This is a genomic window from Erwinia sp. Eh17-17 (assembly GCF_039675725.1).
GTDB lineage: Bacteria > Pseudomonadota > Gammaproteobacteria > Enterobacterales > Enterobacteriaceae > Erwinia.
In genome coordinates this window covers 823573-848744 of the sequence record NZ_JBDFQT010000001.1, presented here as the reverse complement: position 1 = coordinate 848744, position 25172 = coordinate 823573, and the positions used below count along the sequence as shown (strand labels likewise).

21 protein-coding genes are annotated in these 25172 nt (G+C 57.0%); 7 read left to right on the top strand and 14 right to left on the bottom strand.

Going from position 1 to position 25172, the window contains the following annotated elements:
- Positions 1 to 21: 21 nt before the first annotated feature.
- Both ABEH87_RS03745 and ABEH87_RS03740 read right to left on the bottom strand, forming a co-directional pair.
- The gene (locus tag ABEH87_RS03745) at positions 22 to 1119 is read right to left on the bottom strand and encodes an ROK family transcriptional regulator (protein WP_346574007.1); all 1098 of its coding nucleotides are present in this window, start codon (positions 1117 to 1119) and stop codon (positions 22 to 24) included.
- Positions 1116 to 2006 (bottom strand): BadF/BadG/BcrA/BcrD ATPase family protein, encoded by an 891-nt coding sequence (locus ABEH87_RS03740; protein ID WP_346574005.1) that lies wholly within the window; start codon positions 2004 to 2006, stop codon positions 1116 to 1118. The genes ABEH87_RS03745 and ABEH87_RS03740 overlap by 4 nt, the downstream gene beginning before the upstream one ends.
- 289 nt (positions 2007 to 2295) lie before the next feature.
- Between ABEH87_RS03740 and ABEH87_RS03735 the strand changes: the two genes are divergently transcribed.
- Both ABEH87_RS03735 and ABEH87_RS03730 read left to right on the top strand, forming a co-directional pair.
- The gene (locus tag ABEH87_RS03735) at positions 2296 to 3441 is read left to right on the top strand and encodes a Gfo/Idh/MocA family oxidoreductase (protein WP_346574004.1); all 1146 of its coding nucleotides are present in this window, start codon (positions 2296 to 2298) and stop codon (positions 3439 to 3441) included.
- A 218-nt stretch (positions 3442 to 3659) separates the two neighbouring features.
- Positions 3660 to 4874 carry a diguanylate phosphodiesterase gene (locus tag ABEH87_RS03730; protein WP_346574002.1) on the top strand — a complete coding sequence of 405 codons (1215 nt, stop codon included), beginning with the start codon at positions 3660 to 3662 and terminating at the stop codon, positions 4872 to 4874.
- Between the two features lie 54 nt (positions 4875 to 4928).
- Here ABEH87_RS03730 and ABEH87_RS03725 read toward each other — a convergent pair whose 3' ends face one another.
- Positions 4929 to 6761 (bottom strand): methyl-accepting chemotaxis protein, encoded by a 1833-nt coding sequence (locus ABEH87_RS03725; protein ID WP_346574000.1) that lies wholly within the window; start codon positions 6759 to 6761, stop codon positions 4929 to 4931.
- Positions 6762 to 6990: 229 nt separating this feature from the next.
- On the opposite strand from ABEH87_RS03725, the gene ABEH87_RS03720 reads away from it, so the two are divergent.
- Complete coding sequence (locus ABEH87_RS03720) at positions 6991 to 7410, top strand: GNAT family N-acetyltransferase (protein WP_346573998.1); 420 nt, start codon at positions 6991 to 6993, stop codon at positions 7408 to 7410.
- 22 nt (positions 7411 to 7432) lie between these two features.
- On the opposite strand, the gene ABEH87_RS03715 is transcribed toward ABEH87_RS03720, so the two are convergent.
- From ABEH87_RS03715 to ABEH87_RS03685, 7 genes are all read right to left on the bottom strand, one after another.
- Positions 7433 to 8341, bottom strand: a complete 909-nt coding sequence (locus tag ABEH87_RS03715) for a LysR family transcriptional regulator (RefSeq protein ID WP_346574574.1) — start codon at positions 8339 to 8341, stop codon at positions 7433 to 7435.
- Between the two features lies 1 nt (position 8342).
- A complete protein-coding gene (locus ABEH87_RS03710; protein ID WP_346573997.1) occupies positions 8343 to 9107 on the bottom strand; it encodes a YdcF family protein in 765 nt (254 codons plus the stop codon).
- Between the two features lie 136 nt (positions 9108 to 9243).
- Positions 9244 to 10260, bottom strand: coding sequence for an alcohol dehydrogenase AdhP (gene adhP / locus ABEH87_RS03705; protein ID WP_346574572.1), 1017 nt, complete (start codon positions 10258 to 10260; stop codon positions 9244 to 9246).
- Between the two features lie 45 nt (positions 10261 to 10305).
- Entirely contained in the window at positions 10306 to 10719 is a 414-nt protein-coding gene (locus ABEH87_RS03700) for an SgcJ/EcaC family oxidoreductase (protein WP_346573995.1), read from the bottom strand.
- Between the two features lie 79 nt (positions 10720 to 10798).
- Positions 10799 to 11596, bottom strand: a complete 798-nt coding sequence (locus tag ABEH87_RS03695) for a hypothetical protein (protein WP_346573993.1) — start codon at positions 11594 to 11596, stop codon at positions 10799 to 10801.
- The gene (locus ABEH87_RS03690) at positions 11593 to 12045 is read right to left on the bottom strand and encodes a sigma-70 family RNA polymerase sigma factor (RefSeq protein WP_346573992.1); all 453 of its coding nucleotides are present in this window, start codon (positions 12043 to 12045) and stop codon (positions 11593 to 11595) included. The genes ABEH87_RS03695 and ABEH87_RS03690 overlap by 4 nt, the downstream gene beginning before the upstream one ends.
- Before the next feature lie 90 nt (positions 12046 to 12135).
- Entirely contained in the window at positions 12136 to 12666 is a 531-nt protein-coding gene (locus ABEH87_RS03685; protein ID WP_346573990.1) for a tetratricopeptide repeat protein, read from the bottom strand.
- Positions 12667 to 13040: 374 nt separating this feature from the next.
- Here ABEH87_RS03685 and ABEH87_RS03680 point away from each other — a divergent pair, with 374 nt between their 5' ends.
- Entirely contained in the window at positions 13041 to 14756 is a 1716-nt protein-coding gene (locus ABEH87_RS03680) for an ATP-binding cassette domain-containing protein (RefSeq protein ID WP_346573988.1), read from the top strand.
- 124 nt (positions 14757 to 14880) lie between these two features.
- Here the strand turns inward: ABEH87_RS03680 and ABEH87_RS03675 are convergent, their stop codons facing one another.
- From ABEH87_RS03675 to vgrG, 3 genes are read right to left on the bottom strand one after another with little or no spacing between them, the layout of a single operon-like run.
- A complete protein-coding gene (locus ABEH87_RS03675) occupies positions 14881 to 15546 on the bottom strand; it encodes a DUF2931 family protein (RefSeq protein WP_346573986.1) in 666 nt (221 codons plus the stop codon).
- Between the two features lie 24 nt (positions 15547 to 15570).
- A complete protein-coding gene (locus tag ABEH87_RS03670; protein WP_346573984.1) occupies positions 15571 to 17247 on the bottom strand; it encodes a DUF2235 domain-containing protein in 1677 nt (558 codons plus the stop codon).
- Positions 17244 to 19793 (bottom strand): type VI secretion system tip protein VgrG, encoded by a 2550-nt coding sequence (gene vgrG / locus ABEH87_RS03665; protein ID WP_346573982.1) that lies wholly within the window; start codon positions 19791 to 19793, stop codon positions 17244 to 17246. Before vgrG ends, ABEH87_RS03670 begins: the two co-directional genes overlap by 4 nt.
- Positions 19794 to 20343: 550 nt before the next feature.
- Between vgrG and ABEH87_RS03660 the strand changes: the two genes are divergently transcribed.
- Both ABEH87_RS03660 and mqo read left to right on the top strand, forming a co-directional pair.
- Entirely contained in the window at positions 20344 to 21525 is a 1182-nt protein-coding gene (locus ABEH87_RS03660) for a cellulase family glycosylhydrolase (RefSeq protein ID WP_346573981.1), read from the top strand.
- A 379-nt stretch (positions 21526 to 21904) separates the two neighbouring features.
- Positions 21905 to 23557: a malate dehydrogenase (quinone) gene (gene mqo, locus ABEH87_RS03655; RefSeq protein WP_346573979.1), complete on the top strand. Its 1653-nt coding sequence runs from the start codon at positions 21905 to 21907 to the stop codon at positions 23555 to 23557.
- A gap of 70 nt (positions 23558 to 23627) precedes the next feature.
- Here the strand turns inward: mqo and ABEH87_RS03650 are convergent, their stop codons facing one another.
- Complete coding sequence (locus tag ABEH87_RS03650) at positions 23628 to 24389, bottom strand: hypothetical protein (protein WP_346573977.1); 762 nt, start codon at positions 24387 to 24389, stop codon at positions 23628 to 23630.
- Positions 24390 to 24517: 128 nt separating this feature from the next.
- On the opposite strand from ABEH87_RS03650, the gene ABEH87_RS03645 reads away from it, so the two are divergent.
- Positions 24518 to 25141: a Vat family streptogramin A O-acetyltransferase gene (locus ABEH87_RS03645; RefSeq protein WP_346573975.1), complete on the top strand. Its 624-nt coding sequence runs from the start codon at positions 24518 to 24520 to the stop codon at positions 25139 to 25141.
- The last annotated feature ends 31 nt before the right edge of the window (positions 25142 to 25172 follow it).

Here is a 25172-nt window from a genome sequence, read left to right as displayed (position 1 = left end):
ACCGGAAAAAAAGGTCAGCCACTACTCGGTGGCCAGCAGATCCAGCAGCTTGTTGATGGCGAATCCGGCGGCGCCCAGCGCCCACATGCGGCTGGATTCGGTGAGAAACTGCAGCGGCGTGGTCTGCGGCGTCAGCTTCAGCCGGTAGGCCTGGAAGTTCAGGGTGATATGGTCCAGCAGAATGCGTGAGGCCATCTGCGGCTCCATTGCCAGATACACCACGTCGGGATCGTAGGCGATCGACAGGTTGGCCAGCGACATCCCCAGGTGCCGCCCCGCCTCCTCCAGTGCGTCCAGCGCCTGCTGGCTGGGATTGCTGTCCAGTGACTTCAGCGTCAGGGATTTCGGCTCCACGCCGGGCGACAGCCGCTGCAGGATAGCTTTAGAAGAGGCGACCTCTTCCAGCAGCCGCAGCGAACCGTCGCCCAGCAGCGCATGGCCAATCTCCCCCGCCTTGCCGTGCCGGCCGCGATAGAGCTGACGATCCAGCAGGATCCCGGCCCCGATGCCTTTGCCGTAGGTGGCAATCACCGCAGACTGCACGTTACCAAGCTGACCAAACACCATGGCGGCCAGCGCCATGGCGTTGGCGTCATTCTCAATAAACACCGGCAGTGAGAAACGTTCTTCCAGCATCTGCGCAATCGGCACGTTATCCCAGTCCAGCACGTTCGAACGCAGACACAGCCCCTGCTCAGCGTCCACCAGCCCGGAGAGCGCCAGGCCGATGGCACCGACCCGTTTCCCTTCCACGCCGCGCAAAAACTTCGCCAGCGCATCGCTGAGCTGGCGTGGCGTCATGGCACCGGAGGGGATTTGCTGTTCGCCGAGCAGGTTACCGTTGAGATCGGTCATCACGATGAGGTTGCGCTCGGCGTTAAGCTGAATGCCGACCACGCTGGCGCGTTCGGCATTCAGGCCGAGCAGCGTTTTCGGCCGCCCCATTGAGACACGCTTCAGTCCCAGCTCCTGAATAATTTCCTGATCCAGCAGCCGGTTAGTGGCCTGGGAAACGGTGGACATACTCAGCCCGGTCCGCACCTTGAGGTCGGACTGGCTGATCGGGGCATTTTCAACAATCAGGCGCAGAATGCGCGCGGTCACGTTTGGCGCTGTCATAGTTCCCTTGTGTCAGAGCGTAAAGCGTTATGGTGGGCCAGGTGCAGCGCCCCGGCCAGGGCGTCCTGCTGCGGGGTCACCAGCAGCGCCCGGATGTCATCATCCAGCCAGCGTTCCACCGGTTCAGCCAGCCCCCCCATCAGGGCGATGCCGCCGCTGCTGCTGCGCAAAAGGCGTCGTACCATCAGGGCAATATCCCCGGCGGTCTGACGCACCAGCGCCACGGCATGAGGGTCCTGCTCTGCCGCAGCCGCAAACACCTCAGGCACCACGCTGGCCCAGTCGCCGGGCGTGGCGGTACGCGTCCACAGCAGCATGGTTTCGGCACTGTGGTCAAAGCGTGCCATCACCGCCTGGGTGAAGTCCGTTCTGGCGACGATATCCTCGTGAGCCAGCAGCGCCTGGCGCAGCACCCGGCGACCCAGTTCAGCCCCGGACCCCTGGTCCGACAGGGCAAAACCCCAGCCGCCCAGCAGGGTAAAGCATTTCCCGTCCCAGGCCGCGCCCTGACTGCCGGTACCGACAATAAACACCGCGCCGGGCTGCCCGGCGTGCGCACCGACGCAGGCGATCTCCACATCGGTGATCGCCTGTAAACTGGCGCAGGCAGGCTGCCAGCGCGCGAGCTGAGCCTGCACGGAAGCCACATTTGCCCCGGCCAGGCCCGCGACCAGCGCGGTTTTTGCCAGCGCCTCCGGCGGCAGGTCCGCTTGCGCGATCGTCTGAGCAATCAGCCGATCGACGCTGGTCATCGCGCAAGCATAGTCTGACCAGACATTGGCCGGGCCGCCGGTCACTTCGGCCAGAACGGTGCCGGTTTTATCTGTCAGCCGCGCACGGCTACGCGTGCCTCCGCCGTCAATCCCGAGGAGATAATCAGAGTGCACGCATTTCCTCCCAACTTAACCCAGGTGAATCGTGGTGTTATTTGTGTCCGAACGATAGGTGAAAAAAACTTAAATCGCAATAACAAATAAATATGACGAAATTCGGACTTATTAAATCTGTTCAAAATCATAATCATAATTTATTCACACTGCGAAAAAACAGGTGGGGTTGTTGACATTACTTTTTCTGTCGTAATAAGTTGGTGGTCAGATAATCTCCAGCTGACCCGCCCTTTACCGGTTGGCTAACTGTTCGCTCACGCTCATGCATTCCGTCAGGGGTTTTAACATGAAAGTAGGCATTATCGGTCTGGGTTTTCGCCTGTCCCATGTGGTTCACGAATTCAGCAAAGCCGATGCAACGTTTGAACTGGCTGGTTACTACGATCCCGCCCCGGCGGGCCTGGCGAATTTGCAGCGCTTTGGCATTCCTGCCGGAACGGCATACGACTCCACGGACGCCCTGCTGCAGCACGGCGATCTCGATCTGATTCTGGTGGGGTCACCCAACTTTTTACATCTGGAGCATATTCGTCAGGCGCTGGCGGCGGGTTACCGGGTGTTTACGGAAAAGCCGGTGGTGATCAACGAAGCGCAGACCATGGAGATGGCAAAGCTGGTACGCGAGTACGGGAAGGATCGCATTCTGGTCGGGCTGGTACTGCGCTATTCGCCGCTGTATCACGACCTGCTGGCGGCACGCGATGCCCATCAGCTGGGTGAAATTACCTCGATTGAGGCAACCGAGCACATCAAACCCTATCACGGTGCGTTCTTCCAGCGCGACTGGCGCCGTCTCGAGAAGTATGCCGGCCCCTACATTCTGGAAAAATGCTGCCATGATATCGATCTGTATCAGGGGCTGATGGGCGAACGCCCGGTGCGGGTGGCCAGCTTTGGCGGCCGCAAGTCGTTTACGCCTGCCCATGCCCCTCAGGGCGACGTCACGGCGAGTTCTGAGGTGTATCACGTAAAACCGAGCGGCTGGGCCAGTACTGACGCCGTGTTCGACAGCGATGCCGATATCATCGACTACCAGACGGCGATTATCGAATATGCCAGCGGTGCCACGCTCTCTTTTCATGCCAACCTTAACGTCCCCGACGAGTTTCGTCGCTTCTGCGTCATCGGCACGGACGGCATGGCCGAAGGGGATTTTGTGCGCAACTACTTTCGCGTACACAATGCCCGTACCGGGGAAAAAGAGGTTGATACCGCCTACAGCGGCAATGCTTACGATGGCCACTATGGTGCCGATGCGCTGATGGCCGAAGAGATTGTTAAGCATATTACCCACGGCACACCGCTGAAGGTGTCGGTGGTGGATGCGCTGGAAGCGGGACTGACGGCGATTAAAATAGATGAAGCGCGCAAAACGCGGCAGGTCGTCGATTTAACCGAGACCTGGAAAATATTCGATGCCCACCAGGGGTAATCCGGAGGTGAGTTTCCACCTCCCCTGACCCGGTATTTCCCCCTGGCCGGGCAGGCTGCAATAGCGTTAATGACTGGTATGTGACCTCAGCCGGCCCCAGGGCCGGTTTTTTACCACCTGATTGCTTATTATCAGTGTCTGCTTGCGACCGGTTATCACTCTGCGATAAATTCAACTTTCAGAAAAAGCCTATTCCAGGTCAATCAGGTCAGGAACGTATGTTAACGACGCTTATTTACCGAAGTCGCCTGTGCAGAAGCGTCAGCGTACATTTTCTGGCGCAGCTGGCGGGAAAAGCCCAGCGTTTTAATGAGAAAGTGAGCGTCACCGGCATTTTGCTGTTCGACGGGGACTATTTTTTACAGATCCTTGAAGGCTCCTCTGACGCCATTGATACCGTTTTTAACCGGGTACGCCGCGATCCGCGTCATACGCAGATTGTCCAGCTGATGCGTGATTACGCTCCCGAACGCCGCTTCGGCAGGCTGGGTATGGAAGTCATTGATATGCGCAATGGCTCGCCCGCCGTCATCCTGGAAAAAGTCCTCAACCGGGGGACCGCGAAATACCCGCTCACTTACGGTGACCGGGTATTCAAATTTATTAAAACCTTTGTCACCGGGCCGCGTAAAAATCATCTCTCCCTCCCCGATGACAGCCACGACTGGCGGTTTGACTGTGAGCCACAGTCGATGCAGGTGCACCAGCCCGGAGCCTCTGCAGAAAGCTGCCGGTTTGCGCTGCAGCCGGTAGTGAACCCCGGAACTCACACCATCGGCTATCTGGAAGCGTTAATCCGCAGTCCATCAGGCGGGTCACCCGCTGACTACTTTGCGTCCATCCCGGCCGAAAAACTCTATGAGGCCGATCTGCATGCGAAAAATGCCGCCTTCGCTCTGGCCAGCCAGCTGGATATCGGCAACGCGCAGATTGCCGTGAATCTGCGCCCGATGTCGCTGGTGGAGGTGCCCTCTGCGGTAGATATTCTGCTGGAACAGATCCGCCGCAACGGGCTGGTGCCTGAACAGGTGGTGGTGGAGGTGACCGAAGATGAATTTATCTCGCGTTTTGATGAGTTTGAGAAGGCCATCCATCAGCTGCGCTATGCCGGCATCAGTCTGGCCATTGATGATTTTGGCGCGGGGTTTGCCGGTTTATCCCTGCTGGCCAGGCTCCAGCCCGACAAGCTGAAAATTGACCGCAGCCTGATTGAAGCGATTCAGACGGATGGTCCGAAACAGGCGATTGTGAAAGCCATCATCAACTGCTGTGCATCGCTGGAGATTACCGTGGTGGCCGAAGGCGTGGAGACTGCCGCTGAATGGCGCTGGCTGGAAGCGGCAGGGATTCAGCATTTCCAGGGGTATCTGTTTGCCAGACCGCTGCTTAACGGCATCCCGGCCGTGGCCTGGCCTCACCGTGTCTTAGCGTGAACAGCCCGGCGCTGCTGAATGCACCCGCGCCGGGCTCTGAGGTGACAACGTAACTCAGGCGTGAGTGGTAAAGCGCGAAACGGAATGTAGCAGGGTCTCCGCCTGATCGCGCAGCGCATTGGCGGCGGATGAGGACTGCTCCACCAGCGCGGCATTTTGCTGGGTCACATTGTCCATTTCTGTGATGGCCACGCCCACCTGCGAAATACCGCTGTTCTGCTCTTCAGAAGCCTGGGCGATCTCGTTGAGAATCCCGGTAACGCTCTCAGCTGAAGTGACAATGTCACGCATTGTTCCCCCCGCCTGCTCGACCAGTACCGCGCCGGAGTCTATCTGCTTCACCGAATCTTCAATCAGCGCACCGATCTCTTTTGCCGCTTCCGCACTGCGCTGCGCCAGATTCCTGACCTCCGTGGCCACCACGGCAAAGCCGCGCCCCTGTTCTCCGGCGCGGGCGGCTTCAACGGCCGCGTTCAGCGCCAGAATATTGGTCTGGAACGCGATGCTGTTGATCACGGTGGTGATGTCATTGATTTTTACCGAGCTGGCCGTGATAGCGCGCATGGTTTCCGTCACCTGAGTCACAATGCTACCGCCTTTATTGGCGATGGAAGCGGTGGTATGCGCCAGGCTGGTGGAGTGATGGATGTTCTGCACGTTATTTTTAACGGTGGCGGTCAGCTGCTCCATGCTGGCGGCCGTTTGTTCCAGCGCGGCAGCCTGCTCTTCCGTCCTGGCCGACAGGTCCTGATTACCGGCAGCGATTTCAGCCGAGGCCAGGTTAACCTGTGAGACACCGTTGCGGATGTCGCTGATGATACGGCGCAGGTCATCATTCATGCCACCGATAGCATTGGTCAGTTTGCCCATCTCATCGCGGCGCGCTGTTTCCAGATGCATACTGAGATCGCCGGAGGCAATACGCTGGGTGAACATCAGGATGGCAGACAGAGGTTTAGTGATCTGCCGCGTCATCACCACCGTGATGATGATGCCCATCAGGACCGCCGTCAGCAGGATCACCGCCATCCATAAAATAGCCTGCCGGATATCGGCCTGCGTGGAGTCAATTTCCTGTTCAAACAGCTGCCCGCTGATTGAGGTGAGCTTCAGCCCGGCTTCCGCCAGCGCACGGGTGGCATCCTGCTCCGCCAGGAACGAGGCACGATAGCTGGCGACGGTTTCTTTTTTCTTCGCCAGACCGGCCATGACCGATTGCAGGCGTTCCCGGTCTTCAGGCTTCAGCTGGGGAGACACGGCCTGTATAAGCTGAAGCGATTCAGCCATGAAGCCTGATAAAGCATTCTGCGCCGCTTCGCTATTCTGCAACTCCAGCAACATCAGACGGGTTGATACACCGTCAAGATGTTTGATCACCTCGGAAAGAGCAGATTCCGCTGCGGTAAACGCTGGCTGGCCGGCATACGCTGCGGTTATTTTCACCATCGCCTCTTTTTCATCTCTGATGGAAAGCCCCTCTGCTATCTGGCCGCGCTTCCGGGTTTCAAGCACCGTTTCTGCACGTTTGTCGCGATACACCGCAATATACCCGGTCAGACTGTTAATCAGTGAGCGCTTCTCCTCGCTCCAGTGGCGCTGTTTCAGTTCGTTAATCTGCGCTTCAACCTGCTGCAGGTGCCGATCGTTGGCGCTGATAAATTGTTCATCATGTGTTTTGATATACTGCAGGCGCGCATCCTTCGCTAAGGCGAACTGGTCGGTGAGTATTTTCAGCATCCGCACTTTACCGGCGCGATCGCCAATATCATCCAGGCTTTTAATGCCGCACAGGGCGACGGCAATACTCAGGATCAGAACCAGTCCAAAACCCGACATCAACTTTTTTCCAACGGCCATATTTTCAAAGTAAACAAACAACTTTTTCATTAGATAACTTCCTTCTTTGAACGACGCTTGTTTTAGTAAATCGCTCAGTTATCGGCAGGTAGCGAGGGGGAAATAGTTTATTTACTTACTTTACTGTCACCTTATGGTAACAATTTGTGAGTGGCATTTGAGATTAAAAATATTATGATATTCAACCTGTTCAGAACGTTAACTCTCTACTATGGTTAACGGCCACTGCTCTTTTTTTATTGTCAACTCAGGGTGAATCATGGACGTAACGGTTGTTGAAAAACTTTCAGATAGCGATAAAAATGACCTGCTCGCCGGTCTGAGAAGTTATAACCGCCAGTTTTTTAATAAAGACAACTGGGGGGACGTGGGCGTATTCAGCCGCAACGAGGAAGGTATTTTGCAGGGGGGGCTGATTGCCATGAAAGCCGGAGGCTGGCTCAATATTGAGTATTTATGGGTCAGTGAAGAAGCCAGGGGCAGCGGGCTGGGTTCATTGCTGATGCATACGGCCGAACAGGAAGGCATCAAAAAAGGAGCGCAACAGGCCCTGGTGGATACCTTCAGCTTTCAGGCGCTGCCCTTTTATCAAAAACAGGGCTACAGCCTGCAGATGACCCTGGAGGATTTTCCCAATCCCGGCATGCAGCGCTACTATTTAACCAAGCGACTGGCGTAGCCCTGAGCCTGCCCGGTGTCCGTCATCCCGGTACGCGCTGACGGCACACGGTCAGCAGCAGCTGGCGCAGCCAGCTGTGAGCCGGGTCAGCTTCTGAGCGCGGGTGCCACATCTGCGAGACGGTAATCACCGGGGTTTTTACCGGCAGTTCAAACATGTACAGCAGCCCGTCGGGCTGACTGAGCATGAAGGAGGCCGGGACCAGTGCCACCAGATCCGAGGCGCGGGCGACTGCCAGCGCGGCGGGAAACCCAGGCACCACGGCCTGCACCTGCCGTTGCAGTCCACACTGCGCCAGCGCCTCATCCACCGGTCCGCCCGTGCGTCCGCTGCGTGACGCCACCACATGCCCGCAGCCGGCATACTGGCTGATGCTGACCGCAGGCATCAGCGAGAGCGGATGCCCGTGACGCACCACGCCGACAAACCGATCGCGGAACAGCGCCTGAAGCCGGATTTCCGGCCCCATCTCCCCCGCCACCCCGATTTCCAGATCCACCCGGCCTTCACGCAGCGGTTTCACGCTCTTTTCCGGTTTTGGGGCAAAACGCAGGCACACCCCCGGCGCAGCTGACGCTGCCGCGGCGATCAGGGACGGGCCGAAAGCGTCGACAAAACCGTCGTTGGCGCGCAGCGTGAAGGTACACTCAAGGCTGGCAGGATGCAGTTCGCTGACGGCAGGTCGCAGCACGGCGCGGGCTTCAAAAACCGCATTCTGGCTGCGTTCGCGGATCGCTTCGGCCCACGGCGTCAGCACCATTTTGCGCCCGGCGCGCACCAGCAGGGGATCGCCGGTGACGCTGCGCAGGCGGCTGAGCGTGCGGCTCATGGCGGAGGCGCTCAGGCCCAGACGCCGCGCCGCTGCCGCCACGCTGACTTCCGCCAGCAGCACATCCAGGGCGATCAGTAAGTTAAGGTCGGGTTCGGTCAATTCAGCGAGCCTCATCTGCCAGCTCAGGCTGCGCCATCAGTCGCTGCCAGGCGTGTTCCACCGCATGGGGAATATCCACGTGGCCGATAAACCCCAGCCCCTGGGGGCCGTAACCCTGCTTGTCATCACGCAGCCGCCGCACTTCGCCCAGCACCATCGCCACATAGCGATCCAGCGACCACAGCCCCTGCTGTGAACCCGCGCCGCCAATCGTCGGCTCGCCGTCCTGGATGACCAGCTGCGGCACAAACACCGGCCAGCTGATGAAATCCACCGCCAGCCCGTGTCGCTGCCACTCGTGATGAAAAGTTTCGGCCGTCCGGCGCTGCATCAGCGGGTCCTGGACCAGCAGAATGCGCTGTGCCGTCAGCCCGCGTGCCTGCAGGGTTCTGCGGCTGAAAGCCGCGTTCTCGCCACAGTTGCGCGACTGATCTTCAATCATCAGCCGGTCGGCGCTCAGAGCAAAGCGCTGCACGGCAGCGTCGGCCAGCAGTCGGGCTTCGCTTTCCGCGTGGCTCACCACCTGCGCTTCATGCAGCACGCTCCTGAGAAGCGCGGTGGAGTGCCCGACGCCGCCGCTGAGTATCACCGGCATGTCGTTCTGCACCATCAGCGCAAACGCGCCGTCAATGGTCGGCAGGATCGCATTTCCGGCGAGGATCATCAGGTCAGCGCGCAGAGCCTGACGATCGCTGTCCGCATCATTGACGGCCAGCCAGTGGGCGATAATATTCAGGTGATCAATATCTTGCAGGGTCAGGGTCATAGGCGGGGCTTTGCAGTGTGGGTATCTGTCCGATGATATCACTGTTACTTTACCTTTTGCGAACAGGCATAGCATCGCGCTATGCCTGTGGTAACGAACGGGCGGATGCCCGCCGCTGCTGGCTTAAAGCACCGGATTACAGCGCCAGATCGACGACGATACGGCCTTCAATTTTTCCGGCGTGCATGCGGGCAAAAATATCGTTGATGTTCTCCAGTGGCTCGACGGAGATACTGGCGGCGACCTTATTACGCCCGGCGAAATCGAGCGCTTCCTGCAGGTCTTTACGCGTGCCGACAATCGAACCGCGCACGGTAATGCCGTCCAGCACCATGTCGAAGATCGACAGATCGAATTTGCCCGGCGGCAGACCGTTCAGCACCATGGTGCCACCGCGCCGCAGCGTGCCCGTCGCCTGCTCGAAGGCTTTCGGTGAAACGGCGGTGACCAGCACGCCGTGTGCGCCGCCGAAGGCCTCTTTAAATACTGTTGCCGGGTCAACGTGCAGAGCGTTGGCCGTCACGCTGGCCCCCAGACGTCTGGCAAAGGCCAGCTTTTCATCGTCGATGTCAACGGCTGCCACGTTGAAGCCCATCGCCACCGCATACTGCACCGCCATGTGGCCCAGCCCGCCGATCCCGGATATCACTACCCAGTCCCCTGCTCTGGCCTCGGTCATCTTCAGTCCTTTATACACCGTGACGCCGGCACAGAGGATTGGCGCGATCTCGTTGAAACCGATGTTATCCGGCAGAATGCCCACGTAGTTCGCATCGGCCAGGCAATATTCCGCAAAGGTGCCGTTCACCGAGTAACCGGCGTTTTGCTGCGAGTGACACAGGGTTTCCCAGCTGTCCAGACAGTGTTCGCAGTGGCCACAGGCGGAATAGAGCCAGGGGACGCCCACGCGGTCACCTTCCTTTATATGTTTGACGCCTTCACCTACCGCTACCACAAAACCGACGCCTTCGTGGCCCGGAATAAACGGCGGCTGCGGTTTTACCGGCCAGTCACCTTCTGCTGCATGCAGGTCGGTATGACAGACACCGGTTGCAACAATTTTGACCAGCAGCTGGCCTGGCCCGACTTGCGGGATCGGCACCTGCTCGATGACCAACGGTTTACCAAAGGCTTTGACTACTGCGGCTTTCATCGTTTTCACTTTTCTCTCCTTAAAAAATGTTCTTTGTAAGACCGTTTAATTCGCTCCTGCACCATCCTGATGATCCAGCAGGTCCGTGCCCCAGGAGTTATCAACAGTACAGCACCAGCGGTCCTCCTCCCGGCGAAAAACATAGGTCGCCCGGCGGAGGGTGGTCACCGTTCCGCCCAGGTCGTCCGGGTAGTGCAGCACAGTTTCCATAATCACCAGCGCATCACCGCCCCCTTCAATCACCTGCATCTGGCCCTGCTCCACGCGTAGCTGCCCCTGAAAATAGTCAGAGATGGCAATGAACGCTTTGCGGATGTTGTCACGGCCTCTGACCGTCATGCCGGGCTTCACTACCAGCGCGGCATCTTCTGCGTAATGATGCATCAGACTATCGTAATCCTGCGCAGTGATGGCGCGGTCACAGGCTTCGATGATCTGACGGATGGGATGTGAACTCACAGTGATGACTCCTCAGGTGACAGGACAGGTTACACCCTGGCATATCCGCCGCTGCCTGAGCAACCACTTCCCTGCATTATCACACAGCGCGCAACCCCTGACGTAACCGTCCTGCGCTTTCGACCAGCCGCGCTGCCGGGCTGCGCCCAATCAGCACAAACTGATAGCCCCCCGCGTGCCACCAGGCCACATTCATGCCGTGACGCTGTTCTGCCTCGACCGGCGTTGAGTTTTCATGGCTTTCATCAGAGACACACAGGGCCACGGGCCCATACTGCTGATGTTGCCAGGCAATCTGCACAATATGGGTGTCATCATAGCGCAGCAGGCGGATGCTTTTCAGTTCGGCATCCTGCAACATCAGCTGCTGCTGGCTTAAATGCAGCCCCATCTGTCCGGCCGTGCGGGCCAGCGAACGTTCAATAAGCGCGGCGGAGCTGTCAACATCGACCAGCGTCTGAGGACTGTATAGCGACATGTACTGAGATTCCAGATCGCGGATCTTTTCACTTTCGCGCCGCGCGTGGTCGGGCCGCGCAACATACCCCAAACCAGAGCCGATCAGCAGAAAACTGAGTGATGCGGCAATCAGCGCCCGTCGGCTGACCTGCCCGTGCGGCGCCGCTTGCGGCGTTTTTGCCAGCAGTTCTTCCAGGTTGTCCTGCATACGCGCGGTCGGGGCGCTGTCCAGCATGGCGTCAAAGGCTTCGGCAAAGGGCTGATTGGTTTTCATCATCTCTGCCGTACGCGCCGCCAGCGCCTGGTCGCGCTTGAGCCGTTGTTCAAACGACTGATGCTCTTCCGTGGTCATTTCACCGTCGAGCCACGCGACAATGGCCTCATCGCTGTAAGGTGCGCTAAAACGTTGTGTACTCAACGATGTTTCTCCTTTGTACCCGCCGGCGCGGCATCTGCGCGGGCCAGCGTGGCCCTTGCCGCCGCCAGACGGCTCATGATCGTACCAATCGGCACCGACAGCGTGTCCGCCGCTTCCTGATAGGTAAAACCTTCCACATAGACCAGAAATAGCGCATTGCGCTGGGCTTCCGGTAGCCTTCCAACGCGCGCCATGATCTGCTGATAGTGCAGACGGTCGTCGTCGCGTTGCCGGGTATCCGGGGCGTGAAGATCGTCACTGTCGACAAATCCTTGCCCGAGACGCACACGCTGTGCCCGCAGGTCATTGATCCAGATGGAGTGCAGCAGCGTGAACAGCCAGCGGTCAATGCGTGTTCCCGGAGTAAACTGGGCGCTGCGCTCCAGCGCCCGGACGCAGGTACTCTGCACCAGTTCTTCGGCCACATCACGATTGTGCGACAGCACCATTCCGTAACGCCACAGGCGCGGGAGATGGGCTGCCAGCTGTTGTCGGACTTCAGTTGTGGTGATTTTCTCACCCTCCGCGTCGGTTAACCGTCAGGATTCAGGATGGCCGTTAATGGCGGCCTGCAGATCCCGGTACTCTTCACAATTCACGCCGCACAGCGACTTAATCGTGGCAAGCTGCGCCCGCGCCAGGTCTGGCCGCCCTTTAATCATCCAGGCTTCACCCAGGTACTCGCGCACTCTGGCATAGCGGGGGTCAAGTGCCACTGAACGCTGATAATAGCTGATTCCCTCATCCGTGCGCCCCAGTTTACGTGTGGCATAACCCCGGTAATTCCAGGCTTCGCGCGTATCCGGGTTTTTCAGGGTATCCAGCAGGTTGAGCGCCGACTGATACTCCCCTTTTTTTGCCAGATGATAGGCGTAACGGGTTTTATCATCGTCGCTGAGGCGGCTGGTTTTCTCCGGTACGCACTGTTTGCTGTTGCTGTCATAGACCTGGCCTTTCGGGCAGTCCGGCGTTTTGCTCTCGCTGCTGTTATCCCCCATTGCCAGCGTCAGCGGGGCATACAGTGCCAGCAGTATGGCCGGGAGTGTCATTGTTAATGTCAGTTTATTCATGATGTTAACCCTGTTAACAGGAAAGGAGCGGCGGCATTAAAGACGTCGCATGCGCTTTCCTGTGGTTGTGGAAGATAACGAGTTAACGCACGAGAGCCGCTTTCTATTCGAAAAAAAAATTAAATTTGCTACACTCTGAGCACTTATTAACCCCTAACCTAAAAATAAGGAGGCCCCCATGATCGATCGTGAAATGAAAAAATTTTCACAGACTCTTGGCGACTGGCTTATCTCAGGCGTTTCCGGCATCGTGCTGCGATAACTCCTGCCTGAGCGAAGCTTAACTCTGTCATTCCCTTCCCTCCGGCTTTCCGGGTTGTCGTCAGCGTTTTTTGACGACGGGCATCTCTTTGCCTGTAACTCTGGATCAAGCAATGAATACCTTACTTTCTGCACACTCTCTTCGTTTTGATACCCCGCAGGGGCCACTGTTTACCGATATCACCTTTACCCTGAGACAGGGTGACCGCATCGGGCTGACTGGTTATAACGGCTGCGGTAAAAGTACCCTCCTGCGTCTGCTTGCGGGCACGCTGGCCGCTACGCAGGGTGAAGTTACCCGCTCTGGCCGCTGCCTGCTGGCGGTGACGGAACAGCATCTGTCACCGGCGATCGCCCGCCTGTCGCTGTGTGAGGCCGTCGCAGAAAAACTGCCGGCGGAACAGCGCGTCAGCGAACGGTGGCAGGTGGAACGCCTGCTGGAACAGTTGGGCTTTGCCAGCACGGGCTGGGACCAGGCGGTCAGCACCCTGAGCGGGGGCCAGCATACCCGACTGATGCTGGCACGGGCGCTGATTATGCAGCCCGACCTGCTGCTGCTCGATGAACCGGGTAACCACCTCGACCTGCCGACCCTGCTGTGGCTGGAGGGGTTTCTGCAACAGTGGCGCGGCAGTTTTATTATGGTGTCGCACGACAGGCCGCTGCTGGATAACGTCACCAACTGCAGCTGGATATTGCGGGATGGCACCCTGCATGTCGTTCGCCTGCCCTGTAGCCAGGCGCTGGCAGAGCTGGCGCTGAGCGATGAAAGCGACCGTCTGCGCCGCCAGTCTGAGCAGAAGGAGATCGACCGTCTGGAAAAAAGCGCAAAGCGGCTGGCGGTCTGGGGCCAGGTTTATGATAACGAAAAACTGGCGCGCAAGGCGAAGCAGATGGAGAAGCAGACAGAACGGCTGCGCGACGATCAAACCATCCTCAGTGCCGGAACGCCGTGGACGCTGCGGCTTAACGGCGAGAAGCTGATCGCTGACCGGCTGCTGGAATTCAGCGGGCTGCAAGTGCGCCCTGCGCCTGAAGCCCCGGCGCTGTATGTGCTGGATAATCTGCGGGTAAAAAGCGGCGACCGGATCGCCATTCTCGGCGCCAACGGCAGCGGTAAGTCTTCGCTGCTGAAAACGCTGTGGCAGTCGTGGCTCCAGTTACCCGTGGGGGTGGTTTTCCATCCCCGGCTGACCATCGGCTACTACGATCAGCAGCTCCATCAGCTTAATGATGATGACAGCCTGACGGATGCCCTGCTGCCTTTTGCACCGTTAACCGACGATCAGCGCAAGATGGCGCTTATCGCTGCCGGGTTTACCTGGCCACGCCATCAGCAGCAGGTCGGTTCGCTAAGCGGCGGCGAGCGTTCACGGCTGCTGTTCGTCGGACTGTCGCTGGCGCGCTATGCGCTGCTGATGCTCGATGAACCCACCAACCATCTGGATATGGACGGTAAACAGCAGCTGGCGGAAACGCTGTGCCAGTTTGAGGGTGCCGTGCTACTGGTCAGCCACGATCGCGAGCTGATCGCCGCCAGCTGCAATCGTTTCTGGTGGGTCGCAGACGGGCAAATTAGTGAGTGGCACGACGTCGGGGCGCTGTATACGGCGATGTCGGCGGCGTTACCGGAGCAGCAGGACAGCGCACTGAAGGTGAAAGAAGCCCCGACCGTTTCGCATGAAGACGACCTGCTGGAAAAGCTGGTGGCGCTGGAACAGCAGCTGGCAGCGGAGCTGATGCGTAAACCGCGCCATCAGAAACCGGCGCTACAGGCGCGACTGCGCCAGGAGATTGCCGGATTAACTGCGGCGCTGGCGCTGGGCTGATCGTGACAGGGCCGACCTGATGCAGGTCGGCCCTGTCAACCCCTTGCTGCTGATTAAACCTATTGCTGGCAGCCCCAGCCACGAAATCATCCAGCGGGTATATTTTTGTACCCTGATGCCACGCCTACCAGCTGCCGTAGGGATAGGTTTTGCCTTTGATAAACTCAGGTGTGTCCCCGTAATAAACATAACCATCAGGATGTTTGGTCACGCCCCTGCACATCTTCATCTGTTCGCCTGATACCGTGGTGATTTTCGCATCCGACTGCGCCACCACCGGGTCCCCCCTGTCACCCAGCCATACGCTCACCCTGCCGCCCGGCGCCAGGCCAATAATCATGACAGAACGGTAGTACTGCTCATCCGGTCGGTAGCTGTCGGTATACAGGGTGGTCATCTGCTCCCAGGTGCCCGCGCTGAAGTTCACCTGGGTTTCATAGCTTTTTTTATCGATCACCGAGTCCCAGCAGAAGCGCAGCATCAGCGGCAGCGCCCTGCCTTTGTTGTAGTAAGCCTGCGTGGCGCCCAGATGCTCATTCCAGCGCCCGACGCTGACACTGCTCGCTTCGGTATTATCGACGTACTGGAACGTGGTCTTGTAGCCCGCGCCGTCCACCATCAGCGCCCCGGTGGCCAGGGCGGGCAGCGCTTTCGGGTAGATAAACAGAAACTTCCACTCCCTGTACGGCAGCTTTTTATAGCCCCATTCGGTGGTGTCTGGCACTGTTCCCGGCCCGGTACAGCCCGTCAACAACGCCAGCAGGCAGAGGGCGATACGACTTTTCATCATTGGTATATCCTTATCCGGGGTCGATTAATCTACCGGTGTGGTGAGCCCTGTTTTTGCACTGTCATGCAGTTTCTGCTGATCGTCCATATACCACACCGAACGGACCCAGCCCTCGGCGGGCTTATTGGGGCAGACAAACGCCTTATCTTCTTTGGGACCAAAGCGGTGAATAAAGATCTCACCGCTTTCAGGGTCAACCCATAAGTTCCGGTCTGACTCGATGTTCCAGTTGGCTGAGCAGTGGATATAGCGCCCGATAGTCAGCAGGTCATCATGCGTAAATGGTTGAGGAGTCCGTCCAAGGCGAACGGCCTTGCCCTGGGCAACGGCTTTATCAGCCAGGCAAATGAGTTCTGCGGGAAGCTTCGTATCTGGGTTTTCCGGGTCGATCGGGCTAAACAGCGCCCCTGCCTCCTGAGCGGCATCGAGCATCACGCGCAGGCTGACCTTCGCCCAGTCATTGGGGATCGCCGTGCGCTCAAGAAATACCGCCGCGCCGACCTGTTTTTCGATCATGCCGCTGCGCCGGCTTTGACTGCTCACAATGCCAACGGAACAGGTTTTGGTGGTGATTTTGCAGTGGGGCACCAGCAGCCTGAATGCTGGCAGCGTAATCAGCTGTTCTCTGGCCTGCTCCGCCCTGCGGTACACCCGGGTGTCGATTTCCCGGGTATCGTCGCTGACAGTTTCAAACTGCGGACAGGTGATAAACTGGCTCTCATTTTCCTGCAGCGGCGACCCCACCGGGTTATAACCCCCACCGATATCGGAGTGCGCCCCCGGCAGGGCCAGCTCTGGCCACATGCCCTGAATACTGTTCAGACTGAAGTTATAGCGGTATTCGTTGAGGGCGGTAATCTGGAACACTTTCTGCGCGACTGACGGGGGCAGCTCCAGCCTGACCCGCAGGCTGCTGCGTCCGTTGATATCGAAGAAGTTACCGATGCCGCCAATGGCCGCCACGGTGTCGAAGAGGCCGAGAAAACGCACCTCTCCGGAGGGTTTACCGTCGTAAAAATCCCCTTTCAGCCCTGCCGAAATGGCGCCGGCAATGGCCGGGTCCTGATCCATCACGCGGTTTGCAAAGTGGCGCGCCGCGGCGGCTCCCCGGCTGAATCCAAATACGTCAAACATCACTTTTGCAATACAGAAATCGGCATCAGGATTAAAATCCATAAACTCAGCGACTGCACTGGTCAACCCCTTTATAGCCTCATCGGTTTTGGTTATCACCCCTTCAAACACGTCGAGAAGACTGCTGCCTGTTCCCATACCGATTGAGGAGTCGGATTCCCCCGCTGCGGTACCTATTCCGGATATGTAGGTTTTAATTTGCGCGTTGGTTTGCTCTTCAGACAAAGACTGGTCTGGTTTATAAAGCTGATTTAACCAGTGAATATTTGAGTAATATCCCCGATAGCTGCCGTTGGAAAAACGGTCCTTATTGATATAGTCGAGAAAGTCCTGGCAGCTCTGCGCATCTTTTTGATTAATCCCCAGATGGGGCGCGCTGCACTGGTTAAACTTCAGCAGGCGTGACGCCGTATTTTCGCGGTTATTACCCGTGCCATCGAAGAACAGGCCAATGGTCAGGGTGATGCCGCGCAGCGGTTTTTTCTTTCCGACCACCGTTTTCCAGTTATAGTGAATGGTGGTTTTGTGCTCTGCGTCATCAACGTCGAATCCCTGATACTCTGTCATTTTTCCTCTCCCTGGCTTTCCTGCCGATCGGCGCTTCTTTTGGTTTTGCCAAACTCCACCTTCATCGCAGAGGGTCTTAATGTATTCACTTCAACTGTTTTGCCATCAGCGTCGGTGACACCCTGCAGGACTTCGCCCTTTGCCGTAGTGATCCAGTAGGGGGTTGATGGCTGTGGTATTCCGTCCTCATCGGTGAGAATGAATCCGCCGCCATAGCCTGTGGGTAAGGGCTTCGGCGTGACATTGATACTGGCCGGTCCCATCTTTTGCGCGTTAACGGATTTCAGCAGAATATTACCCGGTGCGCCCAGTTCGATATTGCCACCGCTTAACTTTATATACGCCCCACCGCAGGTCAGGACCAGTTCCTGAGCCGAAGAGATCGTCATCCTGCCTTCTGTACTCTGGATATCGATATCCTTTTGCGCGCTGAGGGATAACGCATCGCTTTGCGCCTGGATCGCCAACCGGCCCTTTGCGGCCAGCAGTTGCATGCCCTGCCCGCCTGCCAGCAGACTCACCGCCTCACCTGCTGCCACGGTAAATGACTGCCCGGTGCTGATATCCGTATTGTGGCCTGACATGATGCCGACACTTTCCCCTCCCGATGCAATACGCAGCGAGCGGGGGCTGACCATACCGATCCCCTGCGGTGCGTGCAGCAACATTCCCGGTGAGGTTAAATCGCGTAGCGAGGCGTTAAGCTGCTGCTGGCTGCCCACATCACCTTGTGTGCCCCTCGCTGTGGCTGCTGCTTTGGCCATGCTGCGCGCCAGCGCCAGAGCCTGTTCCAGCTGACGGACGGCCTCTTCCATCTCCAGCATCTGCCCGTCAACGTCAGCCTGCCGATCTGCAGTGATAAACACCCCGGCCCCCCCACGCAGCGAGAGATGCTTATCGGTCCTCAGCTCTGCTCCTTCACCGCGCAGCACGCGTTTGCTATCAACGTTATGCCCCAGATTGAGCTGCGTCTTACCGCCGTACTCGGTGCTGAGCTTGATGTGCTCCTCGCCGCGCTTGTCCTCCATACGCAGCTTGTTCAGCCCGGCGGTACGGATCACGTTGCGGGTGTTATTGTCAGCGGTCACGTGATCCGGGTGGCGCGAGTCGTGCAGTGCATGGGCGATATACGGCCGGTCCGGGTCACCCTCGTGGAAGGCGATCGCCACTTCCGTACCCTGGATCAGCGGGAAGTGCATGCCGTAGCTGTAGCCGCCGTAGGGTTTCGCCAGGCGTACCGGCATACTTTCCTGCCCCGGAGCGCGGCCATCTTCATCCGCATCGAACATCACGCGGTACAGGCCGGCGTCGTCCTGCCACGCGTAACTATCCTGCTTTTTCGCGCTGGTCACGCGCGCGGTCATAGTGCCGCTGACTTTTGGCCGCGGTAGCAGTGCCGGCCGCCAGCAGACGGTTTCGCTCCAGGGTACGGCGGTAAATGATGAACTCAGCGCCGACTTGCGGCTGGCGGTCACGTGGATGCGGGTAATCACTAACGGCTCCTGAAGCACGGCGGGCAGCGTCGCCACCGCGCCGTCGGTAACGGTCAGCTCCTGGGCCGGCCCCAGCATTGCGTCGTTACAGACCCCGGTAATCAGCACCTGCCGGGAAAGAAAACGCTCATGGTCCAGCCGGGCGTAGAAATTTGCCGTTTCTGCCGTCGGGGTGAATTTGTCGCCGCGTTCGGAATGGCGCGGGCGGTAGTGATAGACCTGGCCGTAATTGATATCTTCACCCTCACCGCGCGTCATATCAGCCGGAGCCGAACGCAGGATGCGGTGGGCGTCCCGGTGGTTATAATCTTTGCTGGTGACGCCCGCCTCTACCACGTTGTGGATAATGTTCAGCCCCCAGACTGACTCTTTTCCTGAGTCACTCATGCCTGAGGGACTGCTGAGCGGCAGCTTTTTACCAAAGGTCAGCGCACTCTGGCTGTCGGCAAAATGAATGACTTCGGTCTGCGTATCCGGCTGGAGCGAAAACCAGTAAAAGATGCCCACTTCACTGAGAATACGCCGGATAAACTGCAGGTCACTTTCCTGATACTGGTTGATCTGCCCGCGCTTCGGATAATCCTGCTTCAGACTGAATTCATACTCCCAGTCGTGGAAACCGTGCTCCTGCATGATTTGCTGAACCACTTCGCGCACCGAACGGTTCACAAAGAAGCGGTGCGTACGATATTGCTTATGCAGCAGCGCCAGGTAAGGCTCGATAACGATCAGATAAGCCGCCTGATCGGCTGAGCCGGACAGGCGGCGAAAGTCAGTGATATAGCCGTGGACGATTTTTTTGCCGCTCAGGCGGGTCAGTACCCCGGTCCCCATCGTCAGGGTGGCGGCTTTACGCAGCATAGAGGCGGCGTCGATATCTTTATCCGGACTGGTAAAGTGAATCTCGTAGTGATAATTCTCACTCAGAGCTTCCAATCCGTTGAAGTCCTCAACGTCCAGAGGCGACGTGCAGGAAGGAATATCCAGCCGATAACGGTTAAGCGTGCCAGCAATGGCAGATGCTGCGGTTTGCATGAAATGGGTCATGACCATTGTTTTTCGCTCCTTGAAAACATGTCACCTGAATAATTAATCGCTGAAGTTTACCTATGGCTGATATTGCCCGGCTCTATATTTCATTAATAATTTTTAATCATCAATTATGATAAGAGACCACCCGGCGCGACACTTCCGTTTAGCCGCCAGCACGGCAATATAGCAATTTCAGCGGAAGGCGCAAGATCCTTTCTTTATGATATATATAAGAAAATTCCATTTAATTTGTGTTAAACCACTGAATGAAATCATATTGTTCTAACGGACTTTTCTGTGAGATATGATGAGATAAGTGTGATAAATGGCCTTAACCCCCCCCATTCATCATCGAATAAAAACACATTTAATTAACTATTTCCTGTAAGAGATATGCGGTGAGTGATAACTGTCTGGACAGGTGAAATTTGCCTGTCGGGGCAGCGTCCAGTGATGAAGTTTTTTGCCGTCGCGCGTTAAATGCGTGAAGTGATACGGATTTATGATTAAAAAATGGTCCTGATTTGAGCCAGATAAGGTACAACTCCGGCAACCAAACAAAAGGGAATTAATGATGAAAATGCGAATGATATTGCTGGCCGCGCTGCTGCCGGTGACCGTGCAGGCGGCGGATTTAATCACCTTCTGGGATACCCCCCGCCACGGCGGTAACAGCTTTAACCGTCTGCCGCCGGATCAGGCCTACTTTGACAGCCTGCGGGGTTATGGTGCCAGCTGGGTGCGGATTTCATGGGATAAATGGCAACCTGAAGGCCGGGATTTTCTGATTGGCGATGCGGATAATTACCAGCAGCTTTCGCAGGTCGATCTCGCCACGCTGAAGCAGGTCCTGACGCGGGCAGACAAAGCCGGGTTGAAAGTGGTGATCGCCCCTCTGTCACTGCCGTGGATGCGCTGGTCGCAAAATAACGGCGGGCAGTTTGACGACCGGCTGTGGCAGGATAAAAAACGCTGGGCGTCGGCGGCTCGCTTCTGGCGCGATCTGGCGCTGGCACTGAAAGATCAGCCGGGTATCGCCGCCTATAATCTGGTCAATGAACCGGCACCGGAAAAGACCAGCGGCCTCAGCGAACAGGCGTCGGTGCAACAGCTGCGTGACTGGTATCAGCAACAGCACGGCAGCGCGCGTGACCTGCCTGCTTTTTATCAGCAGGTGATTAGCGCCATCCGCAGCGTTGACAGCAAAACGCCGCTGATGGTTGACGGCGGCTGGTATGCGTCCGCGCGCGGTTTTTCCGGCTGGTCTGCCCCGCTCAGCGATAGTCGGGTGTTATACAGCTTCCATATGTATGAACCCTATGATTTTACCAGCGCGCCCAACGCCCGCCGCGTCACCCCTTTTGTCTATCCGGGTGAGGTGACCTTTGGCGGTAAGCGGGTAGCGTGGGATGCCAGCACCGTGACACAGTGGATGGACGCGCCGTATCAGTGGGCTGAGCAACATCAGCTTCCGGCAAACCGTATTGTTGCCGGTGAATTTGGCTGTGTCCGCACGCTGCAAGGGTGTACCCGTTGGCTGGAAGATGTGTTACTGGCGCTGGATCGCCGCCGGGCGCACTGGGCATTTTACAGCTTTCGTGAAGACGCCTGGGATGGTATGGACTATGAGCTTGGCCACCAGAAAGTGCCGTGGAAATACTGGCAGGCGGTGGAAAAAAACCTGCCTGACACGGTCCCACGCAAGGCTACGCCAGAATTTGCGCCGATCCTGAAAAGATTACAAGCCCGCTGAATTAAGCGCCGGAAATGACACTTATTGATAAAACTCTCCGCCGGACTTATTTTTATTCAATCCGGCCTCGATCCACTAATTATCATGACGGTTAAAAAAGTATCATGATTTATTAATTATTTTCAGACTTATGTAATTAGAGTAAGCGCAAGCTTGTTATATTCCTGCCGATAACATGGCTCACTGTGAGTATATTTATTATTTTATCAAACATTTGATTTTTATAGAATTTATGGATTAATTTGAATTAGTTGAATGTTAAATTTAACCCTAAAAAGAGTGCTACATTTAAAATATCCAAATATTCCTTAACTTTCTAATCAATTTCGTTAAAATATCACCCTCAATTTTTTAAACTTATATAGATATTCATACTGCTATGTCTTACTCAAAAAAAACGATTCCCCTGCTTTCTTTGTCAGCGCTGCTGGTTTGCACCAGTACCTGGGCTGAAACACCGGTAACGCAGAAAACCGACGTACTATTGATCGGTGGCGGTATCATGAGCGCTTCCTTAGGGACCTGGTTACAGGAACTGCAGCCGGGCTGGAAACAGCTGATGGTCGAGAAGCTGGACGGCGTGGCGCTTGAATCGTCTAACGGCTGGAATAACGCCGGTACGGGTCACTCTGCCAATATGGAGTTGAACTATACTCCGGAGCGCCCGGACGGCTCTATTGATGTCAGCAAAGCGCTGGATATCAATGAACAGTTTATGATTTCCCGCCAGTTCTGGACCGCTCAGGTGAAGCGCGGCATCCTGAATAATCCGCGTTCATTTATTAATTCCACGCCGCATATGAGCCTGGTCTGGGGTGACACTAACGTCAACTACCTGACTAAGCGTTATGAAGCGCTGCAGCAGACCACCCTGTTCCAGGGCATGAAGTTCTCCACTGACCAGAACCAGATTAAACAGTGGGCACCTCTGACCATGGAAGGCCGCGATCCGCAGCAGAAAGTCGCTGCCACCTGGACGCCGGTCGGGACGGACGTGAACTACGGTGAAATTACCCGTCAGCTGATTGGCAGCCTGAAGAAAGACAAAAACTTTACGCTGGAAACGTCAGCAGAAGCCACGGACTTCAAACGTAATGCCGATAACACCTGGCATGTGACCATCACCGATGTTAAAAGCGGCGAAGAGCACAGCGTTGATGCGAAATACGTGTTTATCGGTGCCGGCGGCGGCGCGCTTAAACTGCTGCAGAAAACCGGTATCCCGGAAGCAGATAACTACGCTGGCTTCCCGGTAGGGGGTTCATTCCTGGTCACTGAAAACCCGGAGATCACCAAACAGCATACCGAAAAAGTGTACGGTCAGGCTTCCGTTGGCGCGCCACCGATGTCCGTTCCGCACCTGGATGCCCGCTTCCTTGACGGCAAGCGCGTGGTACTGTTTGGACCGTTCGCCACCTTCTCGACCAAGTTCCTGAAAAATGGCTCGCTGTTCGATCTGTTAAGCACCACCACCACCAGCAACTTTATGCCAATGACCCACGTGGGCATGGATAATTTCGATCTGGTGAAATACCTGATTGGCCAGGTGATGCTGGATGACGACGACCGCTTTGAAGCGCTGAAAGAGTACTACCCGGCTGCGCGGAAAGAAGACTGGAAACTGATCCAGGCCGGTCAGCGCGTGCAGATTATTAAGAAAGATGAAGATAAAGGCGGCGTGCTGAAGCTGGGTACTGAAATTGTGACCGATCAGCAGAAAACCCTGGCGGCCTTGCTGGGTGCCTCTCCTGGTGCATCAACGGCGGCACCGATTGCCCTGAACGTGATGAAAAAGCTGTTCCCGGAGCAGTTCAATTCACCAGAGTGGCAGAGCAAGATCCGTACCATCGTGCCGAGCTATGGCCAGCAGTTAAATGGCAACAGCGCGCTGACTCAGCAGGTGTGGGATGATACCGCAGCCACCCTGCAGCTGGTTAAGCCACCGGTTATCGATATGGACCACAAGCAGACGGAAGCGCCTGCTCAGACGGAAAAACGCGCAGAGAGCCCACAGCACGATATGGCGCTGTAAGTTTATCTGACGTAAAAAGGGCGATCCTCTGGATCGCCCTTTTTTATGGTCTGAGCACAGCGAAAAGCGGTCAGCCCGGCGTGCTGGTACTGTCTTTCGCTTCGGTGAAGGCGGGCCGGGTTCGGGTCACAGAGTAAGACACGTTCTTCACTTTACCCGGCGTGGTGGTGATCTCTACCGGCGGAATCGTTACGCGCCCCAGGCCGAACAGCGTCTGCACATAGCCGCCCACTTTATGCGTCCCCGGCTCAACAAACACCGCACGTTTTTCACCGCGCTTCAGGATGCCCGCTTCAGTACCGTCAATGGTCAGCGTGATCGAAGAACCATCGTCTGCACGGGTGACGATATGAGAAACGTCAATCTGCGTCGGACCGCTGCTGAACGGCGCGACGGCTTTGGTGCTTTCAGCGGCGGAAATCTTCTCTTCTTTGACTGGCGCTTCAGGCGACGCAGCGCTGGCAGCAGCAGGTGTGCTGGTCGCAGCGGTTGCCGCTGGCGCTTCAGGTGCCGCATCGGCCGTTGCCGGCGCTGCGCTGGTTTGCGTCTCTGCGTGCGCCGGCTCTGCCACCGGAGCCGGGGCGGATTCGGTCACGGCTCCGGGCGCGGTGATCGGCTGCGTCTGTACCGGCTGTTCAGCCTGAGCAGGCTGTTCGGTCTGTGCGGACTGTTCTGGCTGTACGGGTTGCGCAGGCGGAGCAGCAGCAGCGGGCGTATCAGCAGCCTGCGTCGCTGTTGAAACAGGGGCGGTACCCGATGCAGATTTAAAGGCAGCGCAACCTGTCAGCGTGGTGGCGGCAACGACAGCTGCCAGAGTAAAACGATACAACATTATGGCGAATTCTCCTCTGCCGGATTTGGCGCTGCTATCATAACGTCACTGTTCGCGTGAATACAGCTTAGGGGGTTCGGTATCCTCTGAATTACACTCTCTTTACTTTACCCGTCCAGGAGGCATTAATGCACGGACCCGATCCCGACGAAAAACACCCCCTGCCGGACTTCCCGCAGGTGTGCTTTATCAAAAACAGCGTCACTAACCCAAACATCATCATTGGTGACTATACCTACTATGATGACCCGGAGGATTCAGAAGGGTTCGAGCGCAATGTGCTCTATCACTACCCGTTTATTGGCGACAAGCTGATTATCGGCAAGTTCTGCGCGCTGGCGCGCGGGGTGAAATTTATCATGAACGGCGCCAACCATAAGACCTCTGGCCTTTCGACCTATCCCTTCTTTATTTTTGGCCACGGCTGGGAAAGCGCGGCACCGCAGCCCGGCGATCTGCCTTACAAAGGTGATACCTGCGTCGGAAATGATGTCTGGTTTGGCTATGAGAGCCTGATTATGCCGGGCGTAAAGATCGGCAACGGTGCCATTATCTCTTCGCGATCGGTGGTGGTGTCTGATGTTCCGCCCTACAGCATTGTCGGCGGCAATCCGGCGAAGGTGATCCGCACCCGCTTCAGTGACGAGGTGATTGCCGGGCTGGAGGCTATTGCCTGGTGGGACTGGCCAGTGGAGAAAATCACCCGGAATCTGGACGCGATTACCTCCGGTGATATTGCCCGTTTAAGGTGATGACCGGCGGCGGCCGGCTTGTCTGCCGCTG

Excerpts from the sequence above, each read along its gene's own strand:
- ABEH87_RS03745 (WP_346574007.1), bottom strand. The coding sequence starts at position 1,119 with ATGACAGCGCCAAACGTGACCGCGCGCATTCTGCGCCTGATTGTTGAA.
- ABEH87_RS03735 (WP_346574004.1), top strand. The coding sequence starts at position 2,296 with ATGAAAGTAGGCATTATCGGTCTGGGTTTTCGCCTGTCCCATGTGGTT.
- ABEH87_RS03730 (WP_346574002.1), top strand. The coding sequence starts at position 3,660 with ATGTTAACGACGCTTATTTACCGAAGTCGCCTGTGCAGAAGCGTCAGC.
- ABEH87_RS03725 (WP_346574000.1), bottom strand. The coding sequence starts at position 6,761 with ATGAAAAAGTTGTTTGTTTACTTTGAAAATATGGCCGTTGGAAAAAAG.
- ABEH87_RS03720 (WP_346573998.1), top strand. The coding sequence starts at position 6,991 with ATGGACGTAACGGTTGTTGAAAAACTTTCAGATAGCGATAAAAATGAC.
- ABEH87_RS03710 (WP_346573997.1), bottom strand. The coding sequence starts at position 9,107 with ATGACCCTGACCCTGCAAGATATTGATCACCTGAATATTATCGCCCAC.
- adhP (WP_346574572.1), bottom strand. The coding sequence starts at position 10,260 with ATGAAAGCCGCAGTAGTCAAAGCCTTTGGTAAACCGTTGGTCATCGAG.
- ABEH87_RS03690 (WP_346573992.1), bottom strand. The coding sequence starts at position 12,045 with ATGGTGCTGTCGCACAATCGTGATGTGGCCGAAGAACTGGTGCAGAGT.
- ABEH87_RS03685 (WP_346573990.1), bottom strand. The coding sequence starts at position 12,666 with ATGAATAAACTGACATTAACAATGACACTCCCGGCCATACTGCTGGCA.
- ABEH87_RS03680 (WP_346573988.1), top strand. The coding sequence starts at position 13,041 with ATGAATACCTTACTTTCTGCACACTCTCTTCGTTTTGATACCCCGCAG.
- ABEH87_RS03675 (WP_346573986.1), bottom strand. The coding sequence starts at position 15,546 with ATGATGAAAAGTCGTATCGCCCTCTGCCTGCTGGCGTTGTTGACGGGC.
- ABEH87_RS03670 (WP_346573984.1), bottom strand. The coding sequence starts at position 17,247 with ATGACAGAGTATCAGGGATTCGACGTTGATGACGCAGAGCACAAAACC.
- vgrG (WP_346573982.1), bottom strand. The coding sequence starts at position 19,793 with ATGGTCATGACCCATTTCATGCAAACCGCAGCATCTGCCATTGCTGGC.
- ABEH87_RS03660 (WP_346573981.1), top strand. The coding sequence starts at position 20,344 with ATGATGAAAATGCGAATGATATTGCTGGCCGCGCTGCTGCCGGTGACC.
- mqo (WP_346573979.1), top strand. The coding sequence starts at position 21,905 with ATGTCTTACTCAAAAAAAACGATTCCCCTGCTTTCTTTGTCAGCGCTG.
- ABEH87_RS03650 (WP_346573977.1), bottom strand. The coding sequence starts at position 24,389 with ATGTTGTATCGTTTTACTCTGGCAGCTGTCGTTGCCGCCACCACGCTG.
- ABEH87_RS03645 (WP_346573975.1), top strand. The coding sequence starts at position 24,518 with ATGCACGGACCCGATCCCGACGAAAAACACCCCCTGCCGGACTTCCCG.